This is a genomic window from Coleofasciculus sp. E1-EBD-02 (assembly GCF_040218245.1).
In the GTDB taxonomy this organism is placed as follows: domain Bacteria; phylum Cyanobacteriota; class Cyanobacteriia; order Cyanobacteriales; family Coleofasciculaceae; genus Coleofasciculus.
Map to the genome: position 1 here is coordinate 26,792 of NZ_JAVJQN010000103.1, position 18,174 is coordinate 44,965.

18 protein-coding genes are annotated in these 18,174 nt (G+C 43.9%); 6 read left to right on the top strand and 12 right to left on the bottom strand.

Annotated features, from left to right (window positions below; translation table 11 throughout):
- Nucleotides 1-51 precede the first annotated feature (51 nt).
- Nucleotides 52-180, bottom strand: coding sequence for a hypothetical protein (locus RIC07_RS16655; protein ID WP_446395513.1), 129 nt, complete (start codon nucleotides 178-180; stop codon nucleotides 52-54).
- An 88-nt stretch (nucleotides 181-268) separates the two neighbouring features.
- Here RIC07_RS16655 and RIC07_RS16660 point away from each other — a divergent pair, with 88 nt between their 5' ends.
- Nucleotides 269-778: a DUF4149 domain-containing protein gene (locus RIC07_RS16660; RefSeq protein WP_446395514.1), complete on the top strand. Its 510-nt coding sequence runs from the start codon at nucleotides 269-271 to the stop codon at nucleotides 776-778.
- Nucleotides 779-1,090: 312 nt separating this feature from the next.
- Here the strand turns inward: RIC07_RS16660 and RIC07_RS16665 are convergent, their stop codons facing one another.
- Nucleotides 1,091-3,460, bottom strand: a complete 2,370-nt coding sequence (locus RIC07_RS16665) for a tetratricopeptide repeat protein (RefSeq protein WP_446395515.1) — start codon at nucleotides 3,458-3,460, stop codon at nucleotides 1,091-1,093.
- A gap of 459 nt (nucleotides 3,461-3,919) precedes the next feature.
- Between RIC07_RS16665 and RIC07_RS16670 the strand changes: the two genes are divergently transcribed.
- The 3 genes from RIC07_RS16670 to RIC07_RS16680 are packed head-to-tail and all read left to right on the top strand — an operon-like array spanning nucleotide 3,920 to nucleotide 4,884.
- Nucleotides 3,920-4,276 carry a type II toxin-antitoxin system RelE/ParE family toxin gene (locus RIC07_RS16670; RefSeq protein WP_446395516.1) on the top strand — a complete coding sequence of 119 codons (357 nt, stop codon included), beginning with the start codon at nucleotides 3,920-3,922 and terminating at the stop codon, nucleotides 4,274-4,276.
- A 13-nt stretch (nucleotides 4,277-4,289) separates the two neighbouring features.
- Nucleotides 4,290-4,622, top strand: a complete 333-nt coding sequence (locus tag RIC07_RS16675) for a helix-turn-helix transcriptional regulator (protein WP_446395536.1) — start codon at nucleotides 4,290-4,292, stop codon at nucleotides 4,620-4,622.
- A gap of 25 nt (nucleotides 4,623-4,647) precedes the next feature.
- Nucleotides 4,648-4,884, top strand: coding sequence for a DUF4926 domain-containing protein (locus tag RIC07_RS16680; protein ID WP_446395517.1), 237 nt, complete (start codon nucleotides 4,648-4,650; stop codon nucleotides 4,882-4,884).
- A gap of 120 nt (nucleotides 4,885-5,004) precedes the next feature.
- Here RIC07_RS16680 and RIC07_RS16685 read toward each other — a convergent pair whose 3' ends face one another.
- The 7 genes from RIC07_RS16685 to bchL all read right to left on the bottom strand — a co-directional run bounded on the left by RIC07_RS16685 (nucleotide 5,005) and on the right by bchL (nucleotide 12,011).
- The gene (locus tag RIC07_RS16685; protein ID WP_446395518.1) at nucleotides 5,005-5,943 is read right to left on the bottom strand and encodes a hypothetical protein; all 939 of its coding nucleotides are present in this window, start codon (nucleotides 5,941-5,943) and stop codon (nucleotides 5,005-5,007) included.
- Between the two features lie 3 nt (nucleotides 5,944-5,946).
- Complete coding sequence (locus tag RIC07_RS16690; protein WP_446395519.1) at nucleotides 5,947-7,056, bottom strand: AAA family ATPase; 1,110 nt, start codon at nucleotides 7,054-7,056, stop codon at nucleotides 5,947-5,949.
- Entirely contained in the window at nucleotides 7,053-8,213 is a 1,161-nt protein-coding gene (locus RIC07_RS16695; RefSeq protein WP_446395520.1) for a DUF262 domain-containing protein, read from the bottom strand. Before RIC07_RS16695 ends, RIC07_RS16690 begins: the two co-directional genes overlap by 4 nt.
- Before the next feature lie 95 nt (nucleotides 8,214-8,308).
- Nucleotides 8,309-8,824, bottom strand: a complete 516-nt coding sequence (locus RIC07_RS16700) for a hypothetical protein (RefSeq protein ID WP_446395521.1) — start codon at nucleotides 8,822-8,824, stop codon at nucleotides 8,309-8,311.
- 18 nt (nucleotides 8,825-8,842) lie between these two features.
- On the bottom strand, nucleotides 8,843-9,265 hold the full coding sequence (locus RIC07_RS16705) for a Tse2 family ADP-ribosyltransferase toxin (protein WP_446395522.1): 423 nt from the start codon (nucleotides 9,263-9,265) through the stop codon (nucleotides 8,843-8,845).
- A gap of 205 nt (nucleotides 9,266-9,470) precedes the next feature.
- The gene (locus tag RIC07_RS16710) at nucleotides 9,471-10,874 is read right to left on the bottom strand and encodes a ferredoxin:protochlorophyllide reductase (ATP-dependent) subunit N (protein ID WP_446378702.1); all 1,404 of its coding nucleotides are present in this window, start codon (nucleotides 10,872-10,874) and stop codon (nucleotides 9,471-9,473) included.
- 270 nt (nucleotides 10,875-11,144) lie between these two features.
- Nucleotides 11,145-12,011, bottom strand: a complete 867-nt coding sequence (bchL, locus tag RIC07_RS16715; protein ID WP_446387778.1) for a ferredoxin:protochlorophyllide reductase (ATP-dependent) iron-sulfur ATP-binding protein — start codon at nucleotides 12,009-12,011, stop codon at nucleotides 11,145-11,147.
- Nucleotides 12,012-12,859: 848 nt separating this feature from the next.
- Here bchL and RIC07_RS16720 point away from each other — a divergent pair.
- Nucleotides 12,860-13,789: an Rpn family recombination-promoting nuclease/putative transposase gene (locus RIC07_RS16720; RefSeq protein ID WP_446395523.1), complete on the top strand. Its 930-nt coding sequence runs from the start codon at nucleotides 12,860-12,862 to the stop codon at nucleotides 13,787-13,789.
- Between the two features lie 170 nt (nucleotides 13,790-13,959).
- On the opposite strand, the gene RIC07_RS16725 is transcribed toward RIC07_RS16720, so the two are convergent.
- Nucleotides 13,960-14,505, bottom strand: a complete 546-nt coding sequence (locus RIC07_RS16725; RefSeq protein WP_446395524.1) for a hypothetical protein — start codon at nucleotides 14,503-14,505, stop codon at nucleotides 13,960-13,962.
- Nucleotides 14,506-15,157: 652 nt separating this feature from the next.
- The gene (chlP, locus tag RIC07_RS16730; protein WP_446395525.1) at nucleotides 15,158-16,417 is read right to left on the bottom strand and encodes a geranylgeranyl reductase; all 1,260 of its coding nucleotides are present in this window, start codon (nucleotides 16,415-16,417) and stop codon (nucleotides 15,158-15,160) included.
- Between the two features lie 182 nt (nucleotides 16,418-16,599).
- Between chlP and RIC07_RS16735 the strand changes: the two genes are divergently transcribed.
- Complete coding sequence (locus tag RIC07_RS16735) at nucleotides 16,600-16,899, top strand: (2Fe-2S) ferredoxin domain-containing protein (RefSeq protein WP_446395526.1); 300 nt, start codon at nucleotides 16,600-16,602, stop codon at nucleotides 16,897-16,899.
- A gap of 200 nt (nucleotides 16,900-17,099) precedes the next feature.
- On the opposite strand, the gene ygfZ is transcribed toward RIC07_RS16735, so the two are convergent.
- Complete coding sequence (gene ygfZ / locus RIC07_RS16740; protein ID WP_446395527.1) at nucleotides 17,100-18,161, bottom strand: CAF17-like 4Fe-4S cluster assembly/insertion protein YgfZ; 1,062 nt, start codon at nucleotides 18,159-18,161, stop codon at nucleotides 17,100-17,102.
- Nucleotides 18,162-18,174 lie beyond the last annotated feature (13 nt).

An 18,174-nucleotide genomic window follows, 5' to 3' on the forward strand; every position in this document is an offset into this window, starting at 1 on the left:
AGGCATTAGGAAAGTGTGTAGAGGCGGGTTTCACTACTATCGTTGCTTCCCTCACCCAGATGTGACTAAACCCGCCCCGCCTTCCTTGTCTCCTAACGAATAACGAATAACAAATGACCAATGACCAATGACCAATGACCAATGACCAATGACCAATGACAACTTTAAAAAACGCAACATTATAGCGAGTGCTTCGCAAGAATATTTTACATTTTTTTGCTCTAATCTTGGTTAAGCTAAAAATAACAGAGGAATTCAAGGAAAAATTATGAATGCTGTTTTTGGGACTAGCGCCAAGCGACCCACCTGGCAAACGATTGCTCTGTTTGTCTTGGGTCTGTGGTTAAGTAGTAGCTTTATTCTAGACTTCGTGATCATGCCCACTCTGGGAACGGCTGGAATGTTGAACGACGCCAGTTTTGCCAGTGCGGGTTATTCGATTTTCTGGATGTTTAATCGGATCGAGTTACTCTGTGCCGCTTTAGTTTTAACCAGCCTTTTGGCAATACGTGGCACATCTAATCTCTATCATCATGTCCGACGCTGGTCGATCCTATTATCTGGGCTTCTGTTAGCAATTGCTATCATTAATACCTACATCATGACGCCCCAGATGAGCGCTCTAGCGATGCAACTGAATCTGTTTGAGCCAGCAACGGGTATGGCAAGCGGAATGGTTGAGATGCATGAAGGCTATTGGTTCCTAGAAGCGATTAAATTAATTGTCGGTGCGACTGTATTGGCTTGGTGTTATCACGATTCGCGAGAAATTGCTTAACAGGTTTGACAATTGAATCACCATCTGTAGGGGTACGACATGTCGTACCCCTACATTTTTGTAGAGACGTTGCATGCAACGTCTCTACTCTACAATGGTGCCGAAAGTCCTAATCAATATGTCTACTGCTATAAGTAGGTTGGTGGAAATAAACTTAACTAGATTAAGTTATGTAAACAAGCATCAAACCCTTACTGTTCCCTGTTCCCTGTTCCCTGTTCCCTAATCTCCACCGCTAACTTTAATTGTGTCCACCTACTTAGTAGTCAGCGATGCGAGCGCTTATGGCACTAAAGTGCCTACTACATACAGCTAACGAGGAGTACAACTCGGTCCTGCAATTGTTCCCACCACGACATCGGGACCTTTAGCCGCCACATTAACGTTGCCAATCTCCCATTGACCATTCAGGGTCACTGAAAAAACTCCATCTTGAAACCCAGCTCCAGTTTGCCACTTAATCCCGCTCAATCGTGCATTCGGATCAGGATTCACGATTTCTCCTCCTGGCGAACTATTCACTATCGCTGCACAACTGGGAATTTCTAACACCCAGTTACTCAAATCTTGGGCTTGAGGTAACTCTTCCATCCGGTATATCCACACTGAGGTATTACTGCTACTGTAACGAACACTCTCAAAAGTAATTTGATAGCCGTTACTCAGGGTGACAGACTGGTTTTGGCTAGTATCGGCTACTGTAGTCGCTCGACTAGCATTTCTGTCATCCGTTTGTCTATTATCGACCTGCACGGGTTGATCACGCTCTATGCGCTCTATTTGTAACGTGTCATCGGACAATTGACAGCGTTGAACTGCATCAGATGCAAGTTGCGCCCCCCGCAGGCGACGTATCCCGACTTCTAGTTCACTTAAATCTTCCTGCACACTGCAATACTGAACTTGCAGAGTCTGTAACTCCTCAGCTTCCACTGTTTTGCGCTCTTCTAATTGACGCAGTTCAGTTCGAGTCGTCGCGATTTGTTGTTCGGTGGTTTGGATTTCGCCTTGTAATGTACTTAAACGCTGTTGTACGCTGCTAAATTCACGGCGAGAGACTTCTAGGCGTTCTTGAGCGGTTTCAATTTCACCACGTACCGCTACCAGTTGGGCTTCTAAGCTTCGCCGTTCACTCTGAAGCGACTCAACTCTGGCTTCGGCGCTGCTAACCTCTTGTCGCACTTCAACTAACCGTTGTTGAGATTGTCGTACCGAAGATTGAGAGGATTCCAGACGTTCTTGAGCCGTTTCAATTTCCTCCTGTATCGCCACCAGTCTCGCCTCTCGACTTTGGCGTTCACTTTGGAGTGATGTCAATTCGACTTGGGCGGTGTTAGTTTCTTCCCGTACTTCAACTAACTGTTGTTGAGATTGTCGCACCGAAGATTGAGAGGCTTCCAGGCGTTCTTGAGCCGTTTCGATTTCCTCCCGTACCTCAACCAGTCTGGCTTCTACGCTTTGGCGTTCACTTTGAAGTGATGTCAGTTGGGCTTGAGCGCTACTAACTTCCTCTCGCACTTCGACTAACCGTTGTTGAGATTGGCGCACAGATGCTTGAGAGGATTCGAGTTGGGCTTGGGTGGTTTCAATCTCTTCTCGAATGGCGATTAACTGTTGTCGAGATTCCCGGATTTCGACTTGGAAGGATTCGAGTTGAGTTTGGGCGGTTTGAATTTCTTCGCGCAGGGCGACTAATCGCTGTTGCGATTGATTGACTTGAGATTGAGAGGATTCAAATTGGGCGGTTAGGGTTTGGCGTTCATTCCGCAACGTCTCTAATCGGGCTTCGGCGGTGCGAATCTCTGTTTGCAGCGCCACGAGTCGTTGTTGGGCGCTACGAACCTCGATGGTAGATTCGCCAGAGGTGGTGAGAATAGAGAGTAAGGTGGTGACTTCTAAGTCAGTTGCATCATAACTCACCGCTCGTTCTAAAGACGCGATCGCTTGTTCGTAACGCTCTAATTGATACAGTGCTAATCCCCGTCGTTTCCAGGCGAGGGCGTTTCGCGGTTCAAGTTCTAAGGCTTGATCACAACTGGCTACCGCGTCTTGATAGCGTTCGAGTTTATACAGTGCGGCGGCGCGATCTACCCAAACTGACGCCATCTGCTCATTCGTTTGCAAAAGTTGGTCATAGATGGAAAGCGCCTGATTATACTCTCGCAACTCATAAGACAGCACTTGGGCAATTTTTTTGGGAATGACGGTGGAAATTAAGGTTTGTTCATACTCCGATTCGGCGTTTAAGCGTAAAGCTTGTTGCCAAGTCGTCACCGCTGCCTGATAGCGTTGGAGTTGGTATAAGGCTTGTCCTTTCTGATACTGAGCTAAAAGATAACTGGGTTGAAGTCGAATCGCTTCATCGTAGGATGCGATCGCGCTTTCGTACTGTCCCCAACTACTGAATATCTCGCCGCGCCAGTACCATGCCAAGAACGCATCTGGCTGAATCTGCACAATCCGCTCTAAGATAGCGATCGCCTCACGATATTTACCCACACCCCGTAACTGGCTCACCTGTTGCCACAATTGATCCAGCAATTGCCCTTGTGCGATCGGCATTGTGGTGGGAGTGCGATCAAACTCCATCGGTTCAATCGGGGGTTGCACCGTCGCACTGGCGATACCACCAGTCATTAATGTCGCTAAGGCTACGCCTATCTGAATCGGGATTTTTGACATACTAACTCCTCAGACCTCAAGATACCATCAACGAGAATAACTCCATTGATAGTTAAATTAATGTATAACTTTATCAACTTCTTTGTTTATATACTACTTTTGATTAATAAATCCGTAATATCTTAGCAGAAGTTTAGGAATTAGTTATCTCTAAACAGAGCGTAGACTGTTTTTTAACGACATAATCATCGTCATTTGCCATTGGCTTCTATTGACAGACAAACGCAATTACGCCAGACGCGATCGCTCCTGGTTAAGTTGTCACGCATTTAAAATTGGGAATGGGTAGCGAGCAAGATGCTCGCATTACAACAATTGTGCAGTTGTTGACATTAAGGTTTAAATGCCGAACAGCTTAATCAAGTCAGCACCCTACCTGTGCTATAGTATTATTATGTCAGATTTGACATAATAAATGAAAGTATTAGTAACGGAAAACAGGTATGTGGTATTTAAAGCATGAATTCTCCCAGCAAGAGCAAGGTTGTTGTTTGGCTCAGTGGCGAGGTAAAGACTCCGCCCTTTTCAGCATCAGCTAGGATTGAGGCAGGATTGTTGTTACGGAAGTTGCAAGAGAGAGACATGCTCTCGATGCCTATCTCTCGACCTATGCCCAGCATTGGTACTCATTGCCATGAGTTACGAATCGATGATAGTGAGACTGATAAAAAGTGGCGAATTGTTTACCGGATTGATTCGGATGCCATTGTCATAGCAGAAGTCTTTCAAAAGACTACCCAAAAAACGCCTAAGCGTGTGATTGAGAATTGTAAGAGACGGCTAAAATTGTATGATGAAATCTCAGGTATGACATAATGGAGAGCTAATGATGGATGCAGTTAAGCGTCAACGTTTAGAAGCAGCGGGTTGGCGAGTTGGCAATGCAGAGGATTTTCTCGGACTTTCACCGGAGGAGGTCGCTTTTATTGACATGAAGCTGTCTCTGAGTAAACGATTGAGGGAGCTTCGTCTGAGTCAGAAGCTCTCTCAGGAGAGTTTGGCGAACAAAATTAATTCGAGTCAGTCGCGGGTCGCAAAGATGGAAACAAGTGATCCATCAGTGTCTCTTGATTTGATCGTGCGGACGTTATTGGCAATGGGAGCAACTCGTGAAGATGTGGCAGGAGCGATAGCCTCTTCCTCTTCCAGTTTATTACTCTAATTCCCAATAAGGAGTGACAGTGGAAATGCTTGAACTTTATCAGCGTGTCGTTCTATCTCGCAACCTTCCAGAACATCATCTGCAAAAAGGTGACGTTCTCACCCTAATTGATTATGTGCCTCACTCTAGCAGTGGCGAAGATGGCTATATTTTGGAAGTTTTTAATGCTGTAGGTGAATCCATTAATGTAATTGCTGTGCCGATGTCCGCCGTTCAACCCTTGAAAAATAATGAAATTATTACCGTTCGTTCTCGCTTCTGAGGCAAGTTAATAAAAATCCCTTACTCTTTTTGAATTAAAACCTGAAAAGCTGTCAGGTAGAGAGTTTTACTGGTCTGAATTAGGGAATGCGATCACGGGAGCCAATCAATGTCCGACTACTTATAGTATTTTGGAACCAATGTATCCAATAATTATCTTACCTGGACCTAAATCCACCGAAAAATGAAGTCGCCAAGCTCCTGGCGTCATGCGAACATGTAAACTGAAGATACGCTCATTACCATCAGGACAGACAAAGGTGAACTTATTTCTCAACTTCTGGAGCCTTGATTCACTTTCTGGAGTAGCCTTGCTCTTAAGATTGTTTGGATTAAACGAACCAGATGTCCAACTCTTAGAGTAGTCCTCAAGCTCAAATAACCGTTTCACAACCTGTCTTAGCATTGGATTACCAATACTGAGACTTTGTATTTGCTTACCCACATTTTCACAGAATTCCAAGTTGGGGAATAACTCTTTCCGCCGATTCCACAACTCGGAACCATCAAGCACTGCTGTACGAATACGGTTCTTAATCCACTCAGCGTGTTCCTGAACGTGATTACTACGACTGGCGTGGACAATTTCTAGTCGTTCATCAATTAAATCTTCATTTTCATCAAGCCGTCTCATTTCCAAGTCTAAGCGGCTGCAATCCCAGCAGGTTTCCGAAATCAAGCTCACTACAAGTGCATCAATGATGACAGCAAAGCCCAGTCCTCTTGCTTCCTTTCCTTGATGCCAAACCTGAGATAAATCAAAGTCATTTTTAATTTCTTCAGCAACATCAGTCCAGAAGGGTGCTTTTGATGTAAGAGTTCTGAAAAAACTACGCTCTTCTCGATTAACTTCTTTATCGTTACGCCAACGAGCTACAGGATAGCCCGGTGCAAGTTCGATAGTATTAATATCTTCTGAAGTACGAAGTACTCGCTTCACGCCACTTGCAGTGGCTTTACGGATAGTACCAATCAGATTTGACATTAATTGGCGTGCTGTTTGCTGATCAGAAACGGGAGTTTGCAAGGAGAGTTCATTGAGTACCATTTCTAAATCCATGTGTTACTCTCCTGCTGGTTCTAACAAAGCTTCCAAACTTTTATCCCATTCATCAAAGAAGCCATCGGGCCAGTAATCAATTCGTCCATTTCGATCAATCCGTGGCGATATGACTTCAATTACAGCTTGTCCGTCTTTCACTTGGCGATCAAAATAGTGCAACTGAACATCATTGGGTTCAATTTTTCCACTATGAACAGCTAGACGAATCCCATTTAAAACATGGTCACTATGAGTTTCTATGACAACTTGAACACCAGAACTAGCAGCAAGTGCCAATAATTCACCCATTTTTGATTGCCCTTTAGGATGAAGATGCGCTTCTGGATTTTCTAGTAAAATTAGTGTACCTGGAGGAGATGAAAGTACGGCGACAATAATGGGTAAAGTATAAGTAATGCCAAAACCAACATTAGTAGCACGGTAAGGGTTACTGAGTCCGTAAGAATATTGAAAATTCACCAAATCCATATCTTGGTTTGACTTGATTTCAATTCGTGTACCTGGGCTAACTTCTCCCATCCATGCCTCAACCTGATCTTTCAGATCAAGTGACTTTGCCTCTGGATGGCTCAATTTACTGTTAGGAATATCTTTATCTCTATAAGTTGAGAGAAAATGTGCTGTGTATTCCCCCCTGGTGCCAATTTGCTCATGTTGTCGTACTTGAAAATCCGATATCTCGAAGTATGTCCGGGGACCTATACGTTCTGCTTGAAGATAGTGGAACTTATCGCTGAAAAGACTTGATTTATAGACATCAGAAGCAGTTTTGGGTGAGGAGAGAGCTATTACATCTGCCTCGCGGTTGTAGTCGAAACGCCATCTTTCCTGCGTGTCATCTTCCAATATCAGATCAAAACCGATTACATCATCTTTTGCTGCCTCAAAAAGTGCATCTTGAGCTGTACCAATACAAACCAAATCCCCGTTGAGAGCCAAACCCTCTTCTGGCAATAAATCTTGCTGATAAGATTGACGCAATAAAAGAAGTGCTTGTATAACTGAAGACTTACCTGTGCTGTTAAGACCAGAAAGTAATGTTAAAGTTTTAAATTTAAGCATCTGGTCTTCAAAAGCCTTAAAGTTTTTTAACTGTAGTGAACTAATCATGATAGAACAGTTTGAACAATTTTTTCTACTACCTCAAATCTATAGCTAACTTTTTCAGAAGCCTGAGATATGGAATGGAAAAAATTAGTATCATTTTCACTATAACTCACAAATTTTTTAATTAACTTATGCTTGCGCTGTTTTAGGATTTCAAGTTCTTGATCGTTTAGTTTACTTAATGTGACTGACCAAACCTCAAACAAGGCTTTATTAAGAGGTTGTTTTTTTTCTTGATTTTTGATAATTTTGCGAAAAGCATTTTCTTCAAATATAGAATAAGCTGCTTTTAGAGAACGAAGGAATTTATATTCAATATCCTTAAGCTCTTCCGTTTTCATTTTATTTGTTTTTGCCATGGCTTCATTTAAAAAATAATCTCTACCCTCTTTAACATTATAATCTTTATATGGGGTCAGCAAGAAAGCAACAAATCCCAAAACAAATTCATGATCATCCATACGTTCTTGCCTTATTTTACTAATTCTAGTAGCCTGTTTAAACTCTTTAGATTTTGCTAGCTTATCTAAAAACTTTGTTGCAGATCCTGGATTTATTGCATGACGTAATTCTTGGGGAGATAGAGGCAAACCTCCTGTGTTAATTCGTCGAAAAATATTGTACTTTACTTTAGATGGAGTTCCTTTTTCAATTAAATATACAGTTAGAACTGTTTCATCGATTCTTCGCTGATAATTGCGCGGCAAATCATCATAATTTTTACTGTTCAAATTCGTGAGAAATTCTAAATTATTTAATCTAAGAGTTTTATCAATAACAAATTGTTTTAGAGTACTTAACCGCTGCAAACCATCGATAACTAACCATTTGTCTTCATTAGTAGCATCCATGTAGAAGGCTGGTAAGGGTATACGAATAAGAATAGACTCAATGAGTCTACTTTTTGCCTTATCATTCCAAATGTTAGCGTTACGCTGAAAATCAGGAGCTAAATTAATCTCATCAAATTTAATTCTCTTAAGCACTAAATCAATAGTCATGGGTCGCGTATCCACCCTGATTTGACTGGGGTCAAATGGAGTTGTAATTACCTCGTCTTCTGGCTCAATATCATCTTCCTCTAAGTCAATCCATGTAGCTTCATCACTATTACTGTCTTCGTTAGTGAATTCTAAGTTCAGGTTATTTGGCTCTGTCACAATGGTTACTCCTAATCTAATCTCATTTAATCTATTCAATGCCTTGTACTTTCATCAGCTATATATAAAATCTGAGTATACAGTTTTTAACAGCATTAAATTGCTGATAGAGTAGTATGCCGATTTTTCAGGTAGTTCTGGAAATCTTCACCGACTTCACGAATATCTAGATCATCATGTTCCACTGCTCTCTGAGCAAGCCTTTTAGCCAGTTCTCTATCAATATCGAGATATAATTCTAGTAATCGCCTATACTCCTCGTCTGTTCCATCTTGGATCAAGGGTTCAGCGCTCTTTTCGATATTGGCTAAAAGCCAATTTTTAGGGAGCGAAAGAATAACTTTCCGGCAAAGTTCAATATCTGACTGAGAGACACTCGCTAAATCAAGCAAATCATCAAATAAGCTTTGACGCTCTTCGAGTTCTAGATACTCTATGAGTCTCAGTGCTGTACCTCTTTCAGTGGGATTGTGTAAAGCTTTCTTGATGAATCCGATTCGGTCAGGAGAATTATTGAGGAAGTCTTGGCGAGCTTGAATATAGGCAGTTTCTTGGTTAAACACTTTCTGCCAAAGTTCGATATCGTTGTTTGTGGGTTGCTCTTGAAACATGGCTTTTAACTTTTATCCCTATCTTATTTCCTTCTTACCAGCGTAAACCCATCCACTACTGAGAAATTTTTCCACAAATTCTGTAAATGGCATTTCTCGACTAGGGTAGATTGTGTGATGGGTTGGTGAGTGAGTACCGCCCACCTCTCTACCATCAGCGATTACATTAAGACCTTCAGGTAATTGTGTATCCTGATTAAGCTTGTGGTAGTGTCCTGTGAGTGGTGCGTATTGAACATCGCCAAAGGTAGATGCTCCTGTCAGTGGGTTTGTTGGTTTTACACAATCATTTTCAACAGCAATATCTTTATTTTGACGCGGTGGACGAGGACGTTGCCTGTTACCAAAGGCGTATAGTGTTATAGGTAGGGCAACTCGCTTAACTGCATTAGCGGTTGTTGTAGTCTCTTGGGGTTGGTGATCTGCCCCGCTATTAATCACTAATTTTACCAGCTCAATAATGGTTAGTGTTCCACTTTAGAGCAGTCGGGTATTTTTAGGCAAGAGTAAAACCTGTCCTCTACAATTACAGCAGATTTAGGAGCGGATAAACCTTTTTTAGCCACTAAAGTGGCTACTACAAACAAAACTAACAAATAAACCCCCCGGAATCCGGAGGGTTGGAGAGATCTCAAAGGAGGAGAGATCAAACCTTCGCTTCTTCTTTTACCAACTTATCCCAACCCAAATCCTTGAGGCTGTTATTGCGGCGCAGGGGACGAGTGGCTAACTCCAGAATGTCCCGCGCATTGGTAAAGCCGTGGATCTGAGCAAATGTAAACTCAACAGACCACTTGGTATTAATTCCTCGCGCTTCTAAGGGATTCGCATGTGCCATTCCGGTAATTACCAAGTCCGGATTCAACTCATAAATCCGCTGAATTTGATTGTAGTTATCTGGTTTCTCAATAATCTTTGGCGTCGGTACTCCCATCTCATGGCAGGTTTTCTCCAGCAGATCCAATTCCGCTTTCTGATACCGCTTATCCATGTAGGGAATGCCAATTTCTGGACAAGTCATCCCACAGCGAATCAGGAAACGAGCCAGGGATATTTCCAGTAAGTTATCCCCCATGAAGAAAACCGACTTACCGCGTACTAACTTGACATATTCTTCCAGGTTTTCCCAAATATGCGCTTCCCGTTCATCTAACCCTTTCGGTTCAATTCCAAACACGGAACAAATCTTCTCAATCCAGGCGCGAGTTCCATCAGGACCAATGGGGAACGGTGCGCCAATTAATTTACACTTGCGGCGACGCATTAATGTTGTGGCGGTGCGGCTTAAGAAGGGGTTGACACCAGAGACATAATACCCTTCTTCAATTACGGGGAGTTCGGTGTAGCGCTTCGCGGGTAACCAACCGGAAACTTTAATTCCTTGCTTCTTCAGTTCCAGAGTAAGGTTCGTCACCACGGGGTCAGGTAACGATCCAAATAATACTAGGGGAGGATGATCCACATACTCCGATTCTTCCGCCGCAACGTCTTCTTTCTGGCGTCCGAAGTTGAGGAGTTTGGAAATTGCATTCCGTTCTTCTTTTTCCGCTTCTACTTTGGGTGCTTCTTTCGGACATTTGTGCGCCATCGCTGCCAGAACGGTATCTTCTCCTTGAGTGAACGCATAGTCCAACCCATTCGCCCGCGCTGTCACAATGGGAATCCCAATCTCGCTTTCCAACTTCGGCGCTAACCCTTCCAAATCCATCTTGATGATTTCCGTGGTGCAGGTGCCAATCCAGACAATTACACTGGGGTTGCGATCGCGCTTAATCTGTAAACATAACCGCTTCAATTCTTCGTAGTCATTTAATTGGGCGGAAATATCTCCTTCTTCCAATTCCGCCATCGCATAACGGGGTTCAGCAAAAATCATCACCCCCATGGCATTTTGCAGGAAATAACCACAGGTTTTCGTGCCAATGACTAAGAAAAAGCTATCTTCAATCTTCTGATAAAGCCAAGCTACACAGCTAATCGGGCAAAATGTATGGTAATTTCCAGTCTCGCATTCAAACTCTAGCGATTGGGGGTTTTGAAGCGCAGTCATAATTAATTCTCCTCTCCTCGTTTTTTGCGGAAGTCTCTACAAGTATTGATATAAGACGTCAACAGTCACTGAGGGTTAATGGACTCATACCCGTTGGTTTTCTTAATCACACATAGGATTCGGGCGGGTTTACTGACTGGGAAGGTTTGTTGCATCCGATAAGGGTAAAACCCGCCCCTACAAATCCATGTATTTTTTCTGTTTTCTGTGTCGTTGTTGAAACCCAATGGGTATGACAATAACCAATGACCAATGACCAATGACCAATGACTAAACCATCATCAGGTCAAGTTCTTCTTCCTCTGACGTTACCTTGGGTTGTTGGGGATTCAGGTAGAAGTCAGACAGTAAAGAGAACAACTCGCGATCGGGGGCGTCGTTGGGAACCACACCTTCGGGACGTGCCAATACTTGATCGGCAATATTCAGATAGTAATCACATACAGGAGTTAGAGATGGATCAGTTTCTGCCATTTCAAAAATGGTTTTTCCCTTAACCCGCGAAATGCGAATATCTTCAATTAAGGGCAGAATCTCCAACACGGGAATGGGTACAGCTTCAATATACTTGTCGATCAGATCCCGCTTCGAGGTACGATTTCCGATCAGCCCAGCTAGGCGTAAGGGGTGGGTACGGGCTTTTTCACGTACAGACGCCGCAATTCGGTTCGCTGCGAATAACGCATCAAAGCCGTTATCGGTAACGATCATGCAGTAGTCGGAATAGTTCAGAGGCGCAGCGAATCCACCACAAACGACGTCACCGAGAACATCAAATAGAATTACATCGTACTCGTCAAACGCATTAAGTTCCTTGAGTAGCTTCACTGTCTCACCGACAACGTAGCCACCGCAACCTGCACCAGCAGGGGGTCCACCTGCTTCGACGCAATCAACGCCGCCATAACCTTTATAGATAACGTCTTCGGGCCAAACGTCTTCGTAGTGATAATCCTTTTCCTGAAGCGTATCGATAATCGTAGGAATGAGGAAGCCTGTCAGGGTAAAGGTGCTGTCATGTTTCGGATCGCAGCCAATTTGCAACACCTTTTTGCCGCGTCTGGCTAAAGCTACGGAGATATTACAGCTTGTTGTGGACTTACCAATACCGCCTTTTCCATAAACTGAGAGTTTCACGCTTCGTTGTCTCCTATCGTTTGGATCAAAACTGGAATGTTGTCGTAGCTATTAAATGAGCTGGCATCTAGGCTTGGGCTGAGTCGTCAGCCGTTGCTTGCTGCCTGCTAATCGCATTATTGACATAACTCCCTGAGAAATGAAAGGGGGTGTGGGAATGGGAGGGGCTTTAAATCTGAATCCGATAACGCCTATCAATGCTTAAAGGCTTTTATAGCTTCAGATTGCCTATGAAGCCAATTTAATCAAATTATTCCACTTTTGTGTATTTATTTTATATAAATATGAACAAAAGCAAAAATACAGGAATAGACTTCAAGCCTGACTAAGCTGGCTCACGCTAGCAACCTGACTCCAGCTCAACGCTGACGGGAAATCGGGGATATAGGTGGGGTTTGACGCGATCGCATCCCCTAAGCCTGAGACGCCCTGATCCCCAAAAACCCTGGATTTACGTCAGTTAGAGAACGTGCGATCGCAGGTTTGGTGAACTCCGGCAAGATTGTTGTAAATAAAGATTAATTTTTGTGGCAGTGATTACACTCACCGCGATCGCCCACCACTTGCATAGGTTAAAGCCTATGGTTGCGATATAAATATACCTATGCTCGAAAAACTAATGGTGTTGAGATCGTTCACCGGAGAAAGGCGGGGCGGGTTTAGTCACATTTTGGTGCAACTAAAAAGATAAATAGTGAAACCCGCCCCTACGCACGCGCCAGGTTCCCTATTGTTTTTTTGATAGCATCAGGATAACCACAAATCAACAGAAAAGCCGCGACGCTGGTTTACTACTAAAATAAGATTACTAGCGATCCTTTAACTTCAGGCTTAACCGGGATAAACCTATGAAATTTATCAGCCCTAAAGTCGATTATGCCTTTAAAAAAATATTTGGTTCTGAACAGAGCAAAGATATTTTAATTAGCTTTCTCAACGCGATTATTTATGGAGGGAATAAAACTATTCAATCGTTAACCATTGTCAATCCCTATAATCCGGGTCAGGCAATGAGCATAAAAGATACTTATTTAGACATAAAAGCTGTTCTAGCTAATGGTTCAGTCGTTATTATTGAAATGCAAATAGCGCGGGTAACAGCTTTTAGCAAACGGGTCGTCTACAATCTGGCTAAAGCGTATAGTAATCAATTAGGAATCGGAGAAAATTATTTAACTCTAAACCCAGTTATCGCTGTAACGATAACCGATTTTGTTTTGTTCAATGCTAGCCAAGATGTGATCAATCAGTTTGTTTTTCAGGAAAAAAATCATAAGTTTGAATATCCTGATCTAGAATTACAGTTAATTTTCGTAGAACTCCCGAAATTCCACAAAAGCCTATCAGAATTAACAAGTTTGAGCGATAAATGGATTTACTTCCTTAAAGAAGCAGCTCATCTAGATAACATCCCTGATAGTTTAGGGGAAGTAGCTGAGATAGAAGTGGCTTTAAACATTGCCAACCAAGCCAAAATGACCTCAGAAGAGTTAGACATCGTGGAACGGCGAGGGATCATGTTGCAGGATGAGAAAGGGCGGATAACGTATGCAGCAGAACAAGGGGAAGCAAAAGGAAGAGAGAAAGGACGTTTGCAAGAAGCGATCGCTCTAGTTATGCGTCTACTTAAAAAGCGTTTTGGAGAACTGCCAGAGGCGATAAGTACCAAAATTGAAAGCTTGCCTTTACAAGAGTTAGAAAATTTAACTGAGGAGATTTTAGATTTAAATCATTTGGAGGATTTGGAACGTTGGTTAGACGAACATTCGCCGTCTTAATAAGTTATACCAAATCCCCTTAGTTAACCTCCTTGATAACTGGGATAAGCTGTCATGCATTTTAATGGGGTATTAGTAGCGAGCCAGATGCAAAGCCTGCGGCATGGCTTCGCTTAACGCACACCAAGGATTTCGTCATTATTGACATTAAGGTTTAAATGCTGAATAGCTTAACGTTTCAATCGTTTACGTCGAGTACGACGCCGCAAGACTTGTGCTAACACAGTGGCTTCCCGTTCGGCTTTGAATAAATCTAGCGATCGCGACGTCAGTAGAAATGCACCCGATGGTTTGTACTCCACCAAAGGTAACTTCGTGATCTGATATTCACAAACATTAGGGATAATCGCCTGTGTTGACGAGTGCTGCACCTGCTGGAGTGTTGTCAAATCCGCATTCACTTGCGTGGCGATCGCTTTGAGTTCTAACAAGGCGGCTTCTAACTCTGTTGATAGCTGATTAATATGGGATGCTTGATACTCTAACTGTTTCCATCCGTCTCTAGTTCGTTGCTGTAGCATCCGCACAGACGATTGAAGCTCAAAGGATAAAGGCGGTTGAGACTTCACGGGTTGAGGGGATGCCTTGATTGCCTTTCGGGGAACTGGGTAAGGGGAACGGTAACGCCTGCGAGGTGGCTTTTTTAAGACGCGAGGTGGTTGACGCTGCATGAACTGGGAACGCAGGAATTGAAGTCCGGCTTGCAGTGTTTTCATGAGGATCACGCTGTAATTTGGTACAAATGTACTATGATGAGCGTGAAATAGCAAGAGGTTATCAAGAAACACCGTTAGTCAATCGCCAAAACCCTGTAGAGACGTTGCATGCAACGTCTCTACTAAGAATCCCCCCTTTTACTAGAAAAGAGGGGACTCCCAAGGAATAGATTTAGGATTAGATAGATAGTTCAGTTAGAGCTTCTGTATAGGATTCGCTGGTTGAATAAGTGAGTTGAATTTACCAGCACTTTTATAGTAAGCCCCTAATTAGCTGATTGCCAATAAAAAATGGTCATCTTTATAAAAACTTTATAGATATCACGATTTGCTTTATCAGAACTTAATATTTAAGCTCATCTGATATAGACAGGACTTACGGAGCTACACCACATATCGTAGCCAAGGTGCGTTACGCAAGCGCTTTCACACGATGGCGGACTGACACAGCTAAAATTGTGGAATAGATTTGACGTTTAAACTGGGCGCAAGCCTTGCGCCCCTACAATTCGAATCTACCATTTTAGGTGTGCCACGACACTACACATAGAGGCTTTGCGGAAGTCCTAATAGACAATGAGGGCGGCTAGGTGAACATTCTCAACGCGAATGCACATCCCCGCCGCCCTTGTGATGATGACCAGAGAAAGGATTACGGTGCTAAAGCGTTTCCGCGCAACAGACTACCAATCGTCTTGGCAGTAATTTTAAGCTGCACTAAAGGATTAGCAGGCACAACCGTTTTGTACAAGTAACTGTCAAACGTGAGTCGCTGCACATCCAGATCTGAACACATTTCCACAAACGCTTCACGAGTCGCATCGGAGCGATAGAAGACGGTTTGCAGAATATCCAGCACCTTATAGGTGATGCCATACTTCTTATCCCAACGCTTGAGATAAAGCTTGAGGTCATCTTCCGTGGGAATGCGAGTTCCGCCATTGGAGGTTTCGACAATGGTTTCGGCGCACATCCGCGCGGATTTGGCGGCAAAGTAAATCCCTTCACCCGATGATTTGGTCACCGTTCCCGCCGCGTCTCCAACTAAAGCCACCCGACCAACAACTCGGCGAGGTCTGGGATGCTCTGGAATGGGGTGTGCCTCAACTTTGATGATTTCACCACCGACGAGTTTCTTCGCTGCACGAGCGCGAATCCCTGCCTGTAGCTTTTTAATTTTGGCTTGGTTCACCTTCATCGTACCGGTGCCAACGGCAACGTGGTCGTATTTGGGGAAGACCCAAGCGTAGAAGTCAGGAGAAACGTCGTTGCCCACATACATTTCTGCCAGGTCTTCGTAGTAGTTCATCATGTCCCCTGGCAGGCGAATCCGCTCTTGGAACGCGATCGCATAATTGTAGTCCCCGGCGTCAATTGCTTTAGCCACGCGGGAATTCGCGCCATCAGCCCCAATCACTAGGTCTACTTTCAGGGTTTTTTGTACGCCACTGAGACTCCCATCGGAATGGTCAGCGTAGTGAAGGGTATAGGGTTGTGTATTACTTGTGGGAATATCGAGTTTATGAACAGTGCCATTAATTAAAGTTGCGCCCAGCTTAGCAGCGCGGTTCCGCATGAAGCCATCCAGGATTTCCCGGCGGCACATACCAATATATTCGTCTTCATTGTCCAGGTTAATGTCCACCTCTATATTCGATGGCGAGATCATCTTCATCTTTCTGACTCGCCGATCAATAATTTCAGGTGGCAGGTCAAATTCACTAACCATACAGAGCGGAATGGCTCCGCCACAGGGTTTAGCATTGTCTAGCTTTCGCTCAAACAAGTAGGTTTCGATTCCAGCTTTTGCTAGAGTCTCTGCGGCAGACGAGCCAGCAGGTCCTGAACCAACAACCGCAACCCTTAGTGCAGGCATGTTTTCTCCCAATCGTTTTCGAGGTACGGATTGCATGGTATCACGGACTTTTGGCGATTTCATCCGCAATGTGCGATCGCGGCTCATTTTGAAATACAGCTTAACAATTGTCTTAACAAAGCTTAATGTTTTGTCCGTTGTTCTTGGTTTTATGTCCCAGGAAAGGTATCTGCATCGTTACAATTAAGACAAACTGTTGAGTCCCATCCCATACTGATATGTCAGCACCACCCTTGTCACAACAACCGACAAGACAAATACTGGTATGTCAGCACCGTACTTGCCGCAAACAAGGTGCAGCCAAAGTCTTGGCAGCGTTTCAGGCTTTACCTGTTAATGGGGTGATAGTTAGCGGTAGCCGTTGTCTGGGAGAATGTGGCAATGGTCCGATGGTCGTGGTTTTACCCGAAGAAACCTGGTATTGTCGGGTTCACCCCGATGAAGTTCCGACAGTGGTGCAACGGCATATCAAAGACGGGCAACCTGTGAAGGCAATGCTTTATCAGAAATATCATTAACTCCAGAAAGACAGGAGACCAATTCACCTTTGTAGGTTGGGTTGAGGAACGAAACCCAACATTGAGGAAAGAAACCCAACAGGTGCAGGTTAGCCTTTTGGTTTGTCCTAATCGATGTGTCTACTGCTATATAAGAAAACAAGGGCGGGTTTTGTTGAAAGGTTATCGGTAGATACAACAATTAAAGGCTAAACCCGCCCCTACTGACTCCCCTGGTACTCGTGGGTTAAAAAGGGAACATCCACAACTTCACCCTCAATCTCTCCCACCTTAACCTTAAGCCCAACACCCCCAGCTTTAGTGCGGATATAGGCTAAACCGATGCAACCGTGTTCCGTTGGCGTACAACTGGTTAACTTGCCGACTTTTTCCCCATCCATGGTGATTACGGTTCCCGGTTCCACAGGTGCTGGTAAACGCACTCCCCACAACTGCTGCTTGACGCCTTTGTAAGTATTTAATCGCGCGATCGTTTCCTGACCGATATAACATCCTTTATCAAAGGAAATCGTAGTCCACAAGCCCGCTTCTAGGGGATTATAATCTTCTGTCAGTTCATAATCAGGAAGCGGACGCCCTTGTTCAATTCGCAACTGCTGCCATACGCGATCGCCCATTGGTGTAGCATCGGTGGTAGTTAAGGTTTGCCAAAGCTGTGCCGCATCGCTGGCGGGGACAATTAGGGTATATCCAGGGAGTGCCAAACCACTTCCTCTAGCAATTCGCACTTCAATATCATTTAGCGTGAGGTGTTGATGACTGGCATAGACATCACCAATTGGCAACTGGACACCTAGCTTGGTCAAAAGGGTATCACTTTCGGGTCCAACTAGGCTAAAAATAGCAGTCTCATTCGAGATATCTCCCAATTCCACCCGATCCATGGGAAAGATATAGCGATCAAGCCATTCGAGTAACTGTTGACGCCGATTAGGGGATACCAATAGTAATACCGCATCTTCAGTAACGTAAGCGGTTACCAGATCAATAGTACGGGCAGTTGAGGTCACAAAAACGGTATCACAACCCTGTCCTGGTTTCAGGTTTTGGAAATCATTGGTACTTTGATTATGCAAAAAGCGCAGTCTATCCTCATCGAAGATTTTCAGCAGTCCCCAATGGGATAAGTCAACTAAAGCCACCCCTTGACGCGCTGCTTGTAGGGCGGCTGCATCATTGCCGAAACTGGCTGGTACTTGCACCTGGGCTGGATCAAAGGTTGCTCCTGCACTACACTGCATCTCTTGTAAGGCTTGGCTCATACATCAAATCCTG